The sequence below is a fragment of the Mycolicibacterium sp. lyk4-40-TYG-92 genome, from assembly GCF_030209435.1.
Classification (GTDB): Bacteria; Actinomycetota; Actinomycetes; order Mycobacteriales; family Mycobacteriaceae; genus Mycobacterium.
Window position 1 is genome coordinate 108,825 of record NZ_JARVRX010000010.1, and the last position, 15,927, is coordinate 124,751.

General features: G+C 68.2%; 14 protein-coding genes. 12 read left to right on the forward strand and 2 right to left on the reverse strand.

Features of this window, described 5'->3' with window-relative positions; translation table 11 throughout:
* Nucleotides 1-51 precede the first annotated feature (51 nt).
* The 4 genes from QRN63_RS15305 to QRN63_RS15320 are packed head-to-tail and all read left to right on the forward strand — an operon-like array spanning nucleotide 52 to nucleotide 4,196.
* Nucleotides 52-729 (forward strand): acyltransferase, encoded by a 678-nt coding sequence (locus QRN63_RS15305; protein ID WP_267318159.1) that lies wholly within the window; start codon nucleotides 52-54, stop codon nucleotides 727-729.
* Nucleotides 729-1,856, forward strand: a complete 1,128-nt coding sequence (locus tag QRN63_RS15310; protein WP_285031544.1) for a glycosyltransferase family 4 protein — start codon at nucleotides 729-731, stop codon at nucleotides 1,854-1,856. The genes QRN63_RS15305 and QRN63_RS15310 overlap by 1 nt, the downstream gene beginning before the upstream one ends.
* A gap of 31 nt (nucleotides 1,857-1,887) precedes the next feature.
* Nucleotides 1,888-3,051, forward strand: a complete 1,164-nt coding sequence (locus tag QRN63_RS15315) for a polysaccharide biosynthesis protein (protein ID WP_267318157.1) — start codon at nucleotides 1,888-1,890, stop codon at nucleotides 3,049-3,051.
* Nucleotides 3,048-4,196 carry a glycosyltransferase gene (locus tag QRN63_RS15320; RefSeq protein WP_285031545.1) on the forward strand — a complete coding sequence of 383 codons (1,149 nt, stop codon included), beginning with the start codon at nucleotides 3,048-3,050 and terminating at the stop codon, nucleotides 4,194-4,196. The genes QRN63_RS15315 and QRN63_RS15320 overlap by 4 nt, the downstream gene beginning before the upstream one ends.
* Here the strand turns inward: QRN63_RS15320 and QRN63_RS15325 are convergent.
* Both QRN63_RS15325 and QRN63_RS15330 read right to left on the reverse strand, forming a co-directional pair.
* Nucleotides 4,187-5,731 (reverse strand): cellulase family glycosylhydrolase, encoded by a 1,545-nt coding sequence (locus tag QRN63_RS15325; RefSeq protein WP_267318155.1) that lies wholly within the window; start codon nucleotides 5,729-5,731, stop codon nucleotides 4,187-4,189. The two genes, QRN63_RS15320 and QRN63_RS15325, sit on opposite strands and share 10 nt — an antisense overlap.
* 48 nt (nucleotides 5,732-5,779) lie before the next feature.
* On the reverse strand, nucleotides 5,780-7,195 hold the full coding sequence (locus QRN63_RS15330) for an O-antigen ligase family protein (RefSeq protein WP_267318154.1): 1,416 nt from the start codon (nucleotides 7,193-7,195) through the stop codon (nucleotides 5,780-5,782).
* Between the two features lie 132 nt (nucleotides 7,196-7,327).
* Between QRN63_RS15330 and QRN63_RS15335 the strand changes: the two genes are divergently transcribed.
* The 8 genes from QRN63_RS15335 to QRN63_RS15370 are packed head-to-tail and all read left to right on the forward strand — an operon-like array spanning nucleotide 7,328 to nucleotide 15,896.
* Nucleotides 7,328-8,803: a tyrosine-protein kinase domain-containing protein gene (locus QRN63_RS15335; protein WP_285031546.1), complete on the forward strand. Its 1,476-nt coding sequence runs from the start codon at nucleotides 7,328-7,330 to the stop codon at nucleotides 8,801-8,803.
* Nucleotides 8,803-10,086, forward strand: coding sequence for a lipase family protein (locus tag QRN63_RS15340; RefSeq protein ID WP_285031547.1), 1,284 nt, complete (start codon nucleotides 8,803-8,805; stop codon nucleotides 10,084-10,086). The genes QRN63_RS15335 and QRN63_RS15340 overlap by 1 nt, the downstream gene beginning before the upstream one ends.
* Nucleotides 10,083-10,751 (forward strand): YveK family protein, encoded by a 669-nt coding sequence (locus QRN63_RS15345; RefSeq protein ID WP_267318151.1) that lies wholly within the window; start codon nucleotides 10,083-10,085, stop codon nucleotides 10,749-10,751. The genes QRN63_RS15340 and QRN63_RS15345 overlap by 4 nt, the downstream gene beginning before the upstream one ends.
* Nucleotides 10,748-12,001 carry an alpha/beta fold hydrolase gene (locus tag QRN63_RS15350; protein WP_285031548.1) on the forward strand — a complete coding sequence of 418 codons (1,254 nt, stop codon included), beginning with the start codon at nucleotides 10,748-10,750 and terminating at the stop codon, nucleotides 11,999-12,001. The genes QRN63_RS15345 and QRN63_RS15350 overlap by 4 nt, the downstream gene beginning before the upstream one ends.
* On the forward strand, nucleotides 11,998-13,227 hold the full coding sequence (locus tag QRN63_RS15355; RefSeq protein ID WP_267318149.1) for an acyltransferase family protein: 1,230 nt from the start codon (nucleotides 11,998-12,000) through the stop codon (nucleotides 13,225-13,227). Before QRN63_RS15350 ends, QRN63_RS15355 begins: the two co-directional genes overlap by 4 nt.
* Nucleotides 13,228-14,466 carry a lipase family protein gene (locus QRN63_RS15360; RefSeq protein ID WP_285031549.1) on the forward strand — a complete coding sequence of 413 codons (1,239 nt, stop codon included), beginning with the start codon at nucleotides 13,228-13,230 and terminating at the stop codon, nucleotides 14,464-14,466.
* Nucleotides 14,438-15,334 carry a sialate O-acetylesterase gene (locus tag QRN63_RS15365; protein WP_267318147.1) on the forward strand — a complete coding sequence of 299 codons (897 nt, stop codon included), beginning with the start codon at nucleotides 14,438-14,440 and terminating at the stop codon, nucleotides 15,332-15,334. The genes QRN63_RS15360 and QRN63_RS15365 overlap by 29 nt, the downstream gene beginning before the upstream one ends.
* Nucleotides 15,321-15,896: a YdcF family protein gene (locus QRN63_RS15370; RefSeq protein WP_285031550.1), complete on the forward strand. Its 576-nt coding sequence runs from the start codon at nucleotides 15,321-15,323 to the stop codon at nucleotides 15,894-15,896. The genes QRN63_RS15365 and QRN63_RS15370 overlap by 14 nt, the downstream gene beginning before the upstream one ends.
* Nucleotides 15,897-15,927 lie beyond the last annotated feature (31 nt).

A 15,927-nucleotide genomic window follows, 5' to 3' on the forward strand; every position in this document is an offset into this window, starting at 1 on the left:
GGCCGAAACACTGTGGTTAACTCGGAATCCGGGACGACGGGAGCGAAGAACGTGATTGGCGAGCCGGCAACGGCAGACCCGGCAGATGTGGCACGCAAGAAAGCGGCCGCGCCGACATTGAAATTGCCGCCGGAGCCCGAGTGGGAGCTCGGTGAGGACGGCCGTGTCACCTACTACAAGATGCAGAAGATGAGCGTTCGCCGTAAGGCGCGCAACCGAATCGGCGAACTGCTGTTCAACATGTTCATCACGCACATCCCGTCGCACACCATCCGCCAGGGGTTCCTGCGGCTGTTCGGCGCCACCATCGGTGAGTGGTCGACCATCATGCGCGGCACCACGATCCTGGACATCGAATTCCTGACCATCGGCAACGGCACCACCATCGGATTCCGCTGCCTGCTCGACGCGCGGGCCGGCCTGTGGATCGGCGACAACGTGACGATCGCGAGCGATGTCCACCTGCTCGGCGGCGGGCACGACATCAACCACCCGGATTTCCTGCCGATCCCGATCCCGACGGTGATCGAGGACTACGTCTGGATCGCGAGCCGGGCCATGGTGCTGCCCGCCCTGATCGGCCGCGGCGCCGTCGTCGCCGCGCAGGCGCTCGTGGTCAAGGATGTGGCCCCGCTCGACGTGGTCGGCGGCAACCCCGCAAAAGTGTTCGCCAAACGTAATCCGGATGCATTGGGCTACAGCGCAAAGTACCGGCCACTGTTCTGCTGATGCCGGTCGATCTACGCGAGTACCGGCTGGTCTACATCGGTCCGGCCGAAGGCCAGACCGCGGTGGGCGACTACGCCGAGAACTTCGTCAACGCCGTCCGGCCCCTGTTCGGTGAGGTCGTGCAACGTCGCACCCTGGGCCCGGGCGCCGAGACGGTGGCACAGGTGCGGGGGCACCGGCGCGCGGTGGCGGACCTGGTTGCCGGTGGTGAGCCGGGCCGGGTGTTGGTGCACGCCGAACTGGCGGCCGGTGCGGTGTCGGCGTTCTGGTCCATCGCGGGGTTGCGCGGGGTTCCGGTGACGGCGACGGTGCACGATCCGCCGCAGGGCATCTGGTGGCCGGCGCGAACCCGGTTCGTGGCGCAGCACCGGCTCGTCATGCACGGGCTGCACTACCCGCTGCGGCCGCTGTCGCGACGCATCGAGGGTGTCGTCAACGGGGACCGGACCATGGTCGCGCTGAGTCAGATCGGCGCGGACTCCATCAAGGCCGTCTACCCCCACAGCACCGTCGCCGCCGTGCCGCACATCGTCTCCGAGCGGCCGCGGCTGCGCCCGCTCACCGAGCGGCCCAAGGCGGTGGGCTTCTTCGGACATGTGTACCGCGGCAAGGGATTCGAGCAGATCTCCCGCATCCGCCGGGAACTGCCCGAGGACATCGTGATCCGGGTCGCGGGCCGGGGAACCGAGGCGTTGACGGGCGGCCCGGGGGTCGAGATCGTCGGCCCGGTCGACGGTCCGGCCGAGGATGCGTTCTTCGATTCGGTGCGCGCCGTGGTGATTCCGTACGGCAAGCGGCACTTCTACGCCGAGACCTACCCCGCGTCCGGCTCCGTCGCCCACGCGATGGCGTACCGCACGCCCGTGGTCTGCACCGACTACGGCGCGCTGGCCGAACTGGACGAGCGCGCCGGTGCCCTCGTCGTCCGCATCGGCGACCAGGACGCCGAACAGGTCGCGTCGTCGCTGGCCAAGGCCATCGTGGCTCTCGTCGACGACGATCAGCGGCTGGCCGAGTTCGGCCGGCACGTCGAGGCCTACCGCGAGGCCTGCTCCGGGCCGCGGACGGCCGAGGCGTTCGGCCGCGTGTGGACCGACATGTTGACCCGAGCATCTGTGAGCGTGTGACCTGACTGCCCCCGAAGCGCCCACCCGCAATGTGGCGAAGACGCTCATCTCCCTGATCTGGATCTACGGCGGTCGCGGGGTGGGCCTGCTGTGGACGCTGATCCTGGTCCAGCGACTCGGCGTATCCGAATACGGTTTGTACGCCATGGCGACCGTGCTCAACGGCATCGTCGGCAATACCCTCGACAACGCCTTCGCGGTCCGGGCCATCCGGGAATCCGAGGAGCACTTCCTGCGCGAGCGCACCATGCGCTACCTCGTCGCGCTGGGCCTCGTCACTGCCGGAGCGGCCACGTTCAACATCACCTACGTCATCGGCTTCGGCCTGATGGTGGCCGGCGGCGAGATCGCCCTCAATGTAGTGAAGAGCCAGTCCGCGCGAGATGGCCACCCGGACAAGGTGTATCGACTCGACACCGCGCGTCAGTTCTCCAGCGCCGGCATCGGCGCGGTGTACCTGTACACGTCGGCGCACCCGACGCTCACCCACGCGTCGCTGTTGTACTGCACGCCGTACGTGCTGATCCTGCTCGTCGGGGCCAAGCTGGCCATCGGCCACCGGCCGTCACCGCCCGGCCCGCCCCGGTTGATCGCGGCGCTTACCGGCGAAATGCTCGGCACCACCTTGTATCTGGGCGGTGACGTGCTGCTGCTCGGCACCCTCGTGGACACCAGGGCCGCGGGCTACTACCAGCTTGCCTGGGTGGTCGCCGCTGCCGTGGCGGCCGCCGGTCAGTCCTTCGGCATGACCTACCACGAGCCGCTGCGCGAGAGCGGTGGCGACCTGTCGGCCGCCCCGCCGCTGCGCAACATCCTGCGGATGGCGGCGCTCGGCGGCTCGCTGCTGCTGATCATCGGCGCCTGCCTGTTCGCCTTCGGGGCGCCCGCCCAGCTGGCCACGACCATGATCATCATGGGCGGCTTCGCCGCGCTGCGCATCTGCATCTTCGTGTTGCAGGTGATCCTCTACACCCAGCGCCGCGACTTCTTCCGGCTCACCATCGCCGTCGGCCTGGTGCCGGTGAAACTCGGCATGGTCGCGGCGTTCGCAACGCTGACGCCGCTCGGCGCGGTGGGTGCGGCCATCGCGGCCACCGTCGCCGACGCGGTCATGCTTGCCGGGTTCACGTGGGCGGTCTACCGGCCGCGCGAGGTGGCCCCGGCGGAGTCATCCGAACAGACCCAGGAATCATGACCACACCGAAGACCGCGTTCATCCTGTCGAAAGACCCGGTGCTCGAACACACCGGTGACGTCGCGCTGGCCCGGATGCTCATGCAACTGGCCGCCGACTCATCCGAGGTGTCGGCCATCGCGCTGTCGCCCGAACCGGGCACCGTCACCGCCGATCTGATTCCCGGCGGCCTGCCGCTGGAGCGGGTCCACAAGCCGGCCGTGCGCCCGCACCGGCTGCTCATCGACTCCCTGCGGCGCCGGCGCAGCCTGGTGCACGTGCGGTTCGACACCGACGAACTGGTCCGCGCCATCGACCGCAGCGACGCCGACGTCTTCGTCGCCGAACACAGCTACATGGCCGAATCCTTCTTCCGCAGCAAGCATTTCGGGAAGAAGCGACTCGTCGTCAACACGAACGTGAGCGAGTCGCTGGTCTGGCGGGCGTCGCGCGGCGCGCTCGGGCGCATCGAGGAACCGCGGCTGATCCGCGACGAACTGCGCGTCGCACGCGCGGCGGACGCCGTCAGCACCTACGACGCGGAGGAAGCCGAGTACTACCGTGACAACGGCGTCCGCGACGCCCGGTTCATGGACATCACGATGCCGCCCGGCACGCAGGTCGACGTCGCGTCATCCCCGCCGCGGCTGGTGTTCATGGGTACCCGCGACTGGCCGCCCAACCAGGAGGGGTTCCTGCGGGCCCTCGAACTGTGGCCGCGGATTTCGGCCGGGATCGCCGGCGCCGAACTCTGCATCATCGGCGCCAAGAAACCCGGAGCGGCCGATCCGGCGTATCCCGACGGGGTCCGCGATCTCGGGTTCGTCGACGACCTCGGAGCGTTCCTCGGCACCTGCCGCGCCCTGATCGCGCCGATCCGCACCGGCGGGGGAGTCCGGGTCAAGCTGCTCGACACCATCCGGATCGGGCTGCCGGCGGTCGCCACCGCCGCGGCCATCGGATCGCTCGGGCCGATCTTCGGCCTGCGCCCGCTGGACGACGACGCGGCGTTCATCGCCGAGTGCCGACGGCTGCTCACCGAGGTGCCGGCCGCGGTCGACCTGGGAAACCAGCTGTACGAGATCAACCGGCAGCGGTGGCAGGACAGATTGCCGCACCAGGCGGTGGCCGACCTGCTACGCGGCACCACCCAACGTCACGTGTAGTAGACCTTCACGCCGACCCACGGTGCCCAGACCATGTAACCGTGCTGGAAGTCGACGCGGTTGGAGCCGTTGACGTAGCGCTCGTCGCTCGTGGCCAACCCCAGTTGCGGTTTCCAGGCCTGGGCGAAAGCGCTCGAGGCCCAATGGGCGCCGGTCTCGGGTGACCACCACACGCGGAACACCTGACCGCCGGTGAAGTCCTGGTAGCCGTTGGCGAACAGGCTCGCGGGCACTGAATTCTTCTGCATCGCGACGTCCGCCACCGGGCGCGGCGACGACACATAGCCGCTCGGCATCTCGTAGATGGTGTTGATCGTGCGGACCTGCGCCCACACCGTCTTGGTGGCTTTGAACACCGGGCTCAGGACCGAGCCGTGCGCCGGGTCGGTGATCTGCGAAAAGCGCAGGAACTCCGGCGATTTCGGGACGCCGGCGGCGATGGTCGCCGCCAGTTCGGCGGCCGCGGGCTTCGGTGTCCAGTCGCTTCGGTAGAGCCCCACCGTGGCGTCCGCCTGGTTGCTGCCGGTCTTGCGGTCACGCGTGGTGTAGACCATCAGCGGGCCGGTGTACGGCATCTCCTGCCACTTGGTGTAGATGTCCTTGAGGTACGCGGCCTGCGTGGTCTCGTTGACCACCGAGGTGGGCTCGCCGTATTCGGTGGCCCAGATCCGCTTGCCCTCGTCGCCGTTGTCGATCATCACCTGGCGCATCTGAACCAGCTGCAGGACAGGCGAATTCGCGATCAGCATGCCGTCGGAGAACTTCAGGTTGTAGTTGTACGGGTGGAACGACAGCGCGTCGAAGTTCCCCTTGGCGCCGGCGGCGTACATCCCGGCGATGAAGCGCACCGGGTTGATCGACCACGAGCCGAAGTCCACCACGGCGCCGACGACGCCGCCGATCACCGTCGCGTCCGGGTCGACGGCCTTGATGCGCGGATAGGCCGACTTCAGCAGATCGGTGTAGCCCGCGGGATCCGGTGCGGGACTGTAGAAGAACACCGCGTTCGGCTCGTTCCAGATCTCGTACGCGGAGATTTTTCCCTTGTAGCGGGTGGCCACCTTCGTCATGAAATTCCCGTAGGCGTCGGGGTCCGACGGCCGGCTGCTCAGCGGCAGGCCGCCCTGCGACATGGCCCAGGGCGGGGTGGCGTTGACGAATGCGATGATCGACATGTTCATGGCGGCAGCGGCGTTCACCGTCTTGTCGACCAGACTCCAGTCGAGTTGGCCCAGGATCGGCTCGACCCCGGCCCACGGAATCATCAACCTGATGGTGTTCACCCGGTTGTTGGCCATCAGGGCCAGGGTCCGGTTCACGTCGTCCTGCGACAGGCCGTAGATGTCGGAGTCGGCGAAGCCGATGGTGGTCGGCAGGCTGACGACGTTGGCCCGCTCGGCCACGGCGACCCGCTCAGGGGCGTCGCCCGGGATGCCGGTCAGGGCGATGAGGGCGCAGACCATGCTGCCGGCGATCGCCGATGCCACGCTCGAGAAGCGGCGGGCGGATCGTCGGGGGCGCTTCCCGGGCATCATGCAACCGCCCTTCACCTATGAAGTGCGCTGCGAGGCGCAAACGCGCACTCAGTGTGCAGCAGCAATGGGCATTTGCTGTGAATCTGCTTGGGCGTGTCGCCGTATCTGATCTCGGCGTTCTCGGTCTATATGAACCAGGAACGCCAGCAAAATGGAGAATTTGAGCGTCGCCGGCGGGATACCGACCACCGGGTGATCCAGTTGCAGCGCGACAACGCAGAATCCGATGTAGATGCCGCCGTACACCGCCCACGGAAATGAATTCGACCGGATGGCCCGGTAGCTCATTACGCAACCGATCAGCATGATCGCAAAGAACGCCAGACCGGTGAAAATGCCGCCGCGGTAAATCGTCAGCAATGGCGCGTTGGACACGTGGTTGAGCACGAACGCATAGTTGCCGTCCCGGAATTCGAGCCGGTTCCAGCCTTTTCCGAACAGCCAGTAACCGGCCATGGTGTCGGGGAATTCGCGGATGGCATCAATTCGTGACGTGGACCCGACGTCGTCACTGCTGAACGAGTGCGCGAACCTGGTGCGCACCTCGGGTATCGCGGCGGCCAGGCCCACCCCCGCGACCATCGCGGCGAGGGCCCACCCGCGGTCCCGCGACCGCATGGTGTGGAAGGCCAGCACCAGCAGCACGCCCGCGACGACGGTGAACATGCCGGCCCGACTCAGGGTCAGCAGTAGCGCGACGAGGAAAACGCCCTCGACCACGATGCGCTGCCAACCGGCCAGCACTACCATGCCGACCGCGATCGCGACCACCAGCGCAATGCCTTCGGCGTTGGGGTCGACCGAGGTGCCGCCGAGTCGCATGGAACGCGCCATGCCGCCGTCCGTGAAGGCGAAGCGGGTGGCGGTGTATTCCGCCGCATAGCCGAACACCCGCAAGTATTTGAACGACGTCTGGTTGGGGTCGAAAGCCACGATGTACAAGCCGAATACGGCGTTGAACAACGTCGCGTAGACGAATATGCGGCCGAATTTCTCCAGATGTTCGGTCGTCAGGCTGCTCAGGGCGATCGCCACGAGCGTCACGACCGACCACCGGACGATCTGGATGATGTCGCCCACGCCGACACCGGTTACCGCGACAGACGCGATCGAGGTGAGTACGAGCGCGATGATCGACCATTCCATCGGATGAATCGGGCGGGCCAGTCGCGGATGCACGAACAACGCGACCACCGCACCGAATGCAAACGGCAGATATAAGGGGACGTGAACACCGGGGAAATATCCGAAAGGCAGCGCGCCGGTGACCACCGCCAATCCGTACAAGAACCACAGTGGATGCCGTAATCCGACATAGATGCCGGCAACCACCGCGGCAATAGCGACAATGCCCAACAAAGTGAGCTGGCCGAAAGACGTCGCCAACCAGACCAAGCCCAAGATGACGGCCAGAATCCCGGCCGATGATTTAAGATTGCCGAGTTGACCCAAACGGGCGTTCATGTCGACTATGTTCTCAGCTCGACCAGCTAAGCTCAAGCAGGTTGCCCGGACCCGTGGCGCGTCTGAATGGTCGGTCCGGTTCCCAGCCGTTAATCTGTGAGCCGTCGCATTGCTGAAATAAGGGGCACGACCTTGGAGATCAAAGAGTACCTGCGGATATTCGGCCGGTACTGGTGGGCGATCGTGGCGCTGGCGGTTGTCGGTGGTGTCGCGGGCTGGTCGTGGTGGGAATTCGGTGATCGCGAGTACCAGTCCAGCGCGACGCTGTTCGTGGCGACCCAGAACGGCACCTCGGTCACCGAGGCCTACCAGAACAACCTGTTCTCCCAGGACCGCGTGAACTCCTACGCCACCCTCGCCATGAGCGAACAGGTGGCCGCCCGTGCCGTCGACCAGCTCAAGGCGACCATCTCGGCGGGCGAACTGCGGGCGAAGGTCACCGCCGTCCCGCTCCCGAAGACCGTGTTGCTGCAGGTCTCGGTCACCGACAAGGATCCGGGCCAGGCCCAGACCTACGCCAGCGCAGTCGCCGACCAGCTCGCCGGCCTGGTGGGGGAGCTGGAGACCTCCCGCCGTGGCGGCAGCCCCGCCGCGGGCGCCATCGTGGTGGACGAGGCCGGTTACCCGACCAAGCCCCTCGGGTATTCGATGGTCACCCGGATCGGGATGGGCCTCGCCGGTGGCGTCGTCCTCGGTCTCCTGGCGGCCATCGTGCTCGGCATCATCGACCGCCGCGTGCGCGGCCGCGACCGGGTGGCCGACGCCAGTGGCTCGCTGCTCATGGGCGCGCTGCCCGCCGACTCGGCCCGGAGTAAGGAGCCGGTGGTCGACCTGGCCGCCGACGGCGCCTATCCGGAGGCCCTGCGTGAGCTCCGCAACAATTTGCGGTTCACCGTTCCGGCAAATCGTGATGAGGCCGCACGCGTGATCGCGGTGGCCAGCCCGTCGCCGTCCGACGGACGTACCACTGTGGCGATCGATCTGGCCGCCGTGCTGGCCGAGACCGGCAAGCGCGTCGTGCTCGTCGACGGCGACCTGCGCAACCCGGCGGTGGCGCAGCGCCTGGACCTGAGCCCGGCGGCCCGGCAAGGTGCGGCCGATCGCGGCCTGACCACCGTGCTGGTCGGCGAGAACACCCTCGCCGAGAGCGTGATCCCCGAGGTCTCCGTCGGTCAGCATCGGATCGCGGTGCTGCCCGCGGGCCCCGCCACCACGCGCCCCGGGGAGCTGTGGGCCGGTGACCACGCCGAGGGCCTGTTCGCCGAGCTGTCCGGCCAGTTCGACTACGTCGTCGTTGATACGCCGCCCCTGGGCAAGTACAACGACGGTGCCGTCGCCGCCGCGTTGTCGGACGGTGCGCTGCTGGTCGGCCGCATTCGCCACACCACGAGCAGTGCACTCACCCGTGCCGTGCAGACCCTGAAGTCCGCGAACGCGGTGCTGATCGGCTCGGTCGCCACGGACGAACCGGTCGAGTTCAAGATCCACATCGGCGGGTCCGACGGCGCCAAGTCCGGTGGGGGCAAGAGCAAGAAAGCGGCGCCCAAGGCCGCCCCCAAGACGGCGGATCAGCCCGAGGCCAAGACGGCGGCGCACCAGAAGCCGTGATGCGTCAGGTTGAGTTGCGGCGCACCGTACTGGCACTGGCTGCAGTGCTGGTCACCGTCGCTGCGTGCGGCCAGTCGGGCCCGGTGCCGCCGCGACCGGGCGACGACGTGCGTCCCACGCGGGACCTCACCCCGATGTTCCAGGGGGCCGAGGCGCTCCCGCCGCCCGACCTCACCGACGACGGCCCGGGCTCCCTGGTCGAGTTGAAGCCTGTCAAGGGCGACCGGAGCTTCGACGAGGCCGGCGCCACCGCGGCGCGCATCGTGTACCGGTCGACCAGTGGCGTGGACGGCCGTCCCATACAGGTCAGTGCGCTGATTGCGGTGCCCGCGGGTCCGGCGCCCAAGGGCGGCTGGCCGATCATCTCGTTCGGGCACGACACCACCGGTCTGCTGCCCAAGTGCGCGCCGACGCTCGCCCCGCAGTTCTGGGGTTATTCGACCGGGATGTCGGTGTATCTGCGGCGCGGCTTCGCCATCGCCCTGTCCGACTACCAGGGGCTGGGCATCGACCCCGGTTCCAGCGCCCGGCAGCACTCCATCCTGGACGCGACCAGCCTGGGCAACAGCATCATCGACGCCGCCCGCGCGATCCATCGCGCCGTCCCGTCCACCAGCACCAACTGGGGTGCGCTGGGCGCCGGTGAAGGCGGCCTGGCGGCGTGGGCTGCCGCCGAGCGCAACGGGTCCTACGGTGCCGGCATGAACATGGTGGGTGCGGTGGCCGTCAACCCGATCGCCGACCTGGCGCCGCTCGCCGATCCGGACCGCACCGCCGCGCTGGCGACCGCCGATCAGTACCGGCTGCAGATCAGGGCGTTGCAGAGCCTGGAAACCATGCAGCCCGACTTCGACCTCGACGCGCACCGGTCGGCGAAACTCAAGGACCAGTGGGACCTGTTGGTCGACTGCGCACCGCGCGACGTCCCGGCCGCCCAACTGGCACTGAATCAATTGACGCCCAACGACTTCCAGGCCAAGGACGCGGCGGCCGCGGCCGATCTCAAGCGTCGCCTCGGTGCCGTCGCGTTGCCGGGTCCCGCTGCGGGACCGAATGATCCGCCGGTGTTGGTGGCATTCGGCACGGCCGACACCGTCAATCCTCCGGCCGGCGTGCTGGCGGCCACCGCCGCTGCCTGCGCCCGCGGCCAACAGATCGTGGTGATGCGCGGCGTCGGCGACACCGGCCAGATCAACGACCAGACGATGCAGAACGCGCTGGCCTGGCTGCAGGCGCGGTTCGACGGCGAGCGCGTGGCCGACGTCTGCGTGGGGGCCACGTGATCACCCCCACCGGAGTGCCGCGGGTGCGCGACTACGTGCTGTTCGTCAGGAACAGCTGGCTGCTGGTGCTGATCACCACCATTGCGAGCGCGCTGGTGGGCTGGTCGGGCTGGGAGCACGCCAAGCCCGAGTACCGGTCGACCGCGTCGGTGTTCGTCCGGAGCGAGGGCAGCGCCTCGCCGCTCGACGCCTACTACGGTGACGCCGGCATGCTCGGCCTGATGGAGACCTACCGGCAGTTGGCCACCAGCTCGCAGATCACCGCACCCATCATCCAGAAGCTGGGCCTGATCGAGTCCGACAAGGAGCTCGCCGCCCGGATCGTCATATTGCCCAGTGCCACAGCGATGTTGAACGTCACGGTCACCGGCGGCGATGCCGACCAGACGACGCAGATCGCGCACGAGGTCGTGACCGACATGGTCGCGGTGGGCAACCGGCTGGCCCTGGTCGCCGGTACCAGCGCGACGCTCGTCGTCATCGACGACGCCAGTCCCGCCGAGCGGGTGGGCGGGGTGTGGTCCTACGTGATGACCGGGACGGTCCTGGGTTTCGCGCTGTGTGTCATCGCGGTGATCGCACGGGCGCTGATCTTCGACCGGGTACAGAGTCGCCGCCACCTCGAGCGGGTGATCGGTGACGCGAGCGCCGGGACGTCGGGATGAACTCGCGGCTGCTGCGGCGCGTGGCCGCCGCGGGCCTGCTCGCGGCGGTGTGCCTGACCGTGCCGGCCTGCGGGGGTGATTCGGCGCCGAAAAAGGCTGGGCCGCTTACGGTTCCGGGCATCGACCTCAAACCCGACACCACGGGCGCCGGTCAGGTGCCCGGTGCGCTGGTGTCGGCCTCGACGTTCCCCACGCTGGACCTGCGGCTGAAATCGGCGGTGTCGCTGGCGGCCCGCATCGAGTACACGTCGACGTCGGGGATCAGCGGCGAGCACACCGAGGTGTCGGGCTCGGTGTTCGTGCCCAACGGGACACCACCGCAGGGCGGGTGGCCGGTCGTCGTCTTCGGCCACGCGACGTCCGGCATGCAACGCGAGTGCGGACCGTCGGGATCGTCGACGCTGCAGGGGCTGTCCCAGCCGATCACCACGCTGGTCAAGGCCGGCTACGTGGTGAGCCTGCCGGACTATCAGGGCCTGGGGCCGGGCACTGCCGGGCATCCGTACGCCGACGCCACCACGGTGGGCTACAACGTCATCGACTCGGTGCGTGCGGCGCACAAACTGGTACCTGAGTCGTCGGACCGGTGGCTTGCCGTCGGGGTGTCCCAGGGCGGCCAAGCCGCCTGGGCCGCAAACGAACTCGCCGCCCGCTACGGCACCGGGCTGACCCTCGTCGGCACCGTCAGCCTGTCGCCGGCCACCGATCTCACCGGTCTGGCCGCCGGTGCCGCGGCCGGCACCCTGTCGAAAGAGCAGAGCGCCATCCTGCAGCTGATCCTGGCCTCGCTGGCGACCGAGGACCCGTCGCTGAACCTCGCGGACTACCGCCACGGCGAGATCGTCGGTCACTGGGACGTCCTGGCCTCGTGCCGCACGGCGGACGCCGCGGCCCGGACCGCGGCGATCGACAAGATCACGCCCGACGACCTGCGGCCCGCGAGCCCGCAGGCGGAAGCGACGCTGCAGGGCCTGCTGGCCAAGCGGAGCCTGCCCAAGGAGCCGACATCCGCGCCGATGCTGGTGCTGTACGGCGGTCAGGACACGCTGCTGCTGCCGGAGTGGACGAACCGGGCGCTCTCCGCCGCGTGCCGCCTCGGCGACGTCATCGACATCATGTTCCAGCCGACCAAGGGGCACGCCGACATCGACGTGGCGGCGTCCTACGACTGGATCAAGGACCGCTTCGACGGCGTGCCCGCCCCGAACAGCTGTCCGTCATTCAATTCCACGCAGGGAGCAGGACAGTGAACGCGCCGACCTCGGCACCGGTCCGGACCCGGGCCCGCATCATCGGGCTGGACGGTGCCCGCGGGCTGTCGTGCCTCGGCGTCGCCGTCATGCACGTCACCGGGCACTACTCGCCGCAGACGGCCTACCACTGGAAGACGAACCTGGTCGGGCTGTCGCTGATCTTCTTCTACGCACTCAGCGGGTTCCTGCTGTTCCTGCCCTACGTGCGCAACCTGGTCGAGCAGCGCGAACTGCCGAGCACCGCGAACTTCGCGGTCCACCGCATCGCCCGGATTCTGCCCGGCTACCTGGTGATCTTCCTGCTGTGCAACTACCTGCTGCAGATCGTCTACATCCAGAACGCGTCGCTGCAGCCGACGCGCACCGAAGACGGCACCGGCATGATCACCGACCCGTGGCAGTTGATCGCCAACCTGACCCTGACGCAGTCGTACATCCCGAAGTACTTCCAGACAGGCCTGAACCCGTCGTGGTCGCTGACACTGGAATACGCCTTCTACCTTTCGATCCCGCTGCTGGGCATGCTGCTGTTCGCCCTCGGGCGGCGGTCCAACCTGCGGCCGTGGCTCGTCGTGTCGCTCGGCCCGGCGCTGCTGATCGCGCTCGGATTCATCGGCCGGGCCTTCGTGCCGTGGATGATCTCGGCGTTGCACCTGACCGATCCGACGCAGATCAACTGGGGCGCCAACTGGGTTGCGGTCTACACCAAGACCTTCCTGACCAACTCGGACACCTTCGCGTTCGGCATGGCCGCCGCGGTGCTGGTCGTGGCCATGGAGCACAACGTGATTCGCGAGAAGCTCAGCCGGCGCGTCCGGCTGTACAGCTTCCTGGCGATGTTCCCGGCGGGCGTGGTCATGCTCGGGTTGATCGCCCTGGCCAACCCGTACGCGACGTCAGCCCTGGCAGTCCTGTGCGCGCTGGGCATCCTGGTGATCGTCGCGCCGCTGTTCCGCGGGGAGCGCTCGGGCCTCGCCGAGGTGCTGGACACCGCGCCCTTCCGGTTCGTCGGCAAGGTCTCGCTATCGGCGTATCTTTGGCATTTCCCCCTCATGCTGCTGCTGGGTCGCTGGGGCCTGATGGCCGGCGACACCGTGCCCGGCATGCTGCGCAACGTGGCGCTCGTCCTGGCGGTGACACTCGTGGTCTCGGCCGTCACGTACTACGCAGTGGAAGAGCCCGTCATGAAATTCGCCAAGCGGTACCGCACCAGGTGGTCCTGAATGCGCCGTGCGATCCAGTGGGGCGCCGCGCTCGCGGCAGTGCTCCTGATCGCGGCGTCGTTGCCGGTGATGTGGCAGGTCGGTAGCTGGGCGCTCGACAAGCTGCGGCACGGGGGCATCGGCGATCCGGTGCCGATCCGGACCGCCGACCTCGCGGGTTCGGGCCCGGGCAGCCTGATCAGCGCGATGACGATGCCGGCGCTGACCAATTCGGTGGACGGCAAGGATCTCCAGGCCGCCCGTGTGGTCTACCGATCCACCTCCGGCGACACCGATGCGCCGACGGTGGTGTCGGGATCGGTGTTCACGCCGCGGGGCAAGGCTCCCGACGGCGGCTGGCCGGTGATCGCGCTGGCACACGGCACCACCGGTATCGACCAGCCGTGCGCGCCGTCGCTGTCGGCGAATCTCCTCGGCAACGTGGTGTTCGTGCAGGGTTTCGTCAACCTCGGGTTCGCCGTCGCCCTCGCCGACTACCAGGGGCTGGGTGCGCCCGGCGTCCATCCCTACACCGACAGCCGCACCGCGGGCCGCAACGTCATCGACTCGGTACGCGCCCTGCGCCACACCTTCCGCGACATCTCCAACCACTGGGCCGTGTTCGGCGGCTCGCAGGGCGGCGGCGCGGCGTGGGCTGCCGACGAACAGGCGCGCACGTACGCGCCCGAACTCGACCTGATCGGTGCGGCCGCCAGCGTGCCGTCGGCCGACGTGGCGGGCATCGTCGACAAAGCCGTCGCGGGCACCATGACCAAGGACCAGGAAGCGGCGTTCCAGGCGATCGTCGAATCACTGGCCCGGCTGCATCCCGACCTCAACCGCGACGACTACCGCCGGGGCGCCGCGGCCAGGTACTGGAAGGTGCTGTCGGCGTGCTCGGGGCCCGACGTCGCCTACCGCGCCACCGCCATCGACGCGATCGGACCGACCGACCTGGCGCCGGCCGATGCGGCGGCCGCCGACCGGCTGCGTCGGTACCTGCAGGACTGGGCCCTGCCGCAGCAGCCGCTGTCGGCTCCCATGTCGGTGGTCTACGGCGGCAAGGACACCTTCCTCGACCCGCAGTGGACCAAGGCCGCCATCGCCCGCGCGTGTTCGCTGGGCGGTACGGTGGTCTGGAATTTCCAGCCGGACGGTGGGCACGGCGATATTGACGGACCGGGTCAATTGCGGTGGCTGGCAGAACGATTCAGGGGAGGCGAGGCGGTCAATGACTGTCTGGCGCAGGGAACCACGTAATCCCGACGGCGACAGCCCGATTCATCAGCAGTTGCTGATCGACGCGAAATGCATCGTGAAGCGACTCATCGCGCCCCGCGGCACCCCTGTCGGTGAGCCCGAGCGGCCGTACCTGATCCTGCCCATCCTGGGGCAGTCCAACGCGTTCGGAATGGGGCTGCCCGTCGATCCCGACGGGTTGGACCGGCCGCATCCGCTGGTGCACCAGTGGGCCATGTGCGGGCCGTCCAAAGGCACCGCGGTGCTGGCGACGCAACCGCTGCTGCACGAAATACCTTGCAAATACGTCGGTTTCGGCCCCACCTTCGCCAAACAACTCGCCGATGACACCGGTCGTCCGGTGCTGCTGATCCCCGGCGCCCGCGGCGACACCTCGTTCACCCCGAAGAACGGGCACACCTGGGATCCGGCGGACCGCAAGACCCGGGTGAACCTGTACCGCCGGGCCGTGGCGGCCATCGACGCGGCACTCGCACGCTTTCCCGGCAGTGAGATCGCCACGGTGCTGTGGCACCAGGGGGAGACCGACGTGCCGCTGATCTCCGGCGCGCAGTACCAGGCCAAGCTCGACTCGCTGATCGGGGACCTGCGCGCGCGGTACGGCGAGCGCCTGCCGTTCGTCCTGGGGCAGATGGTGCCCGAGGAAATGGAGCTGAGCGGCAAGCCCTACGCCGCGATCGACGCCGTGCACGCCGACACCCCGAACCGCTGGCCACTGAGCACCTTCGTGCCGGGCCCGCGTGATTCGTACAACGGTCCCGACGATCGGCACTACAGCGCCGCCGGGCAGCGCGAGTTGGGTCGCCGCATGTGGCAGCAGTACCGCGAGATGTGCGCCGAACAACTGGCGGACTATGGCGCGCGGTGAACTCGGCCGGATCATTCGTCGTGTCATATCTGTGGTCACGATCGTCCTGCTCGTCGATGTCGGGCTGGCCGGAGTGGTGCTGTTCGCCAACGCCAAATCCGATCAGCTGCAGCGGGCCGACGCGATCATCGTGCTGGCCGGCGAACACGACGGGCGCGAACAGTACGGGCTGAGCCTGGCCCGGCAGGGCTGGGCGCGCACGGTCGTGCTGTCCAATCCGTACCTACCGGGCGACCCGCAGATGAAGAGCGCCTGCGCGCCGGCGACCGACATCGAGGTGATCTGCCGCAAGCCCGAGATCCTGACTACCCGCGGCGAGGCCATGATGATGCGCCAGCTGGCCGAGGGGCGGTCCTGGCATCGGATCATCGTGGTCAGCTGGCGGTATCACCTGCCGCGCGCCCGGCTGGTCTTCCGGCAGTGCTATTCCACGGACCACGGTTCGGTTGTCGCGGTTGCTTTGCCCAGGGACTACGACTTCTCGCCTGTCGGATGGGAGCTGACGTTCTTCTATCAGTTTGCCGGGTTCGCTAAGGCCGCGCTGCAAGGACGCTGCGGTTGACCTGCCTATTTTTCTGACAGGTGGTATTTTC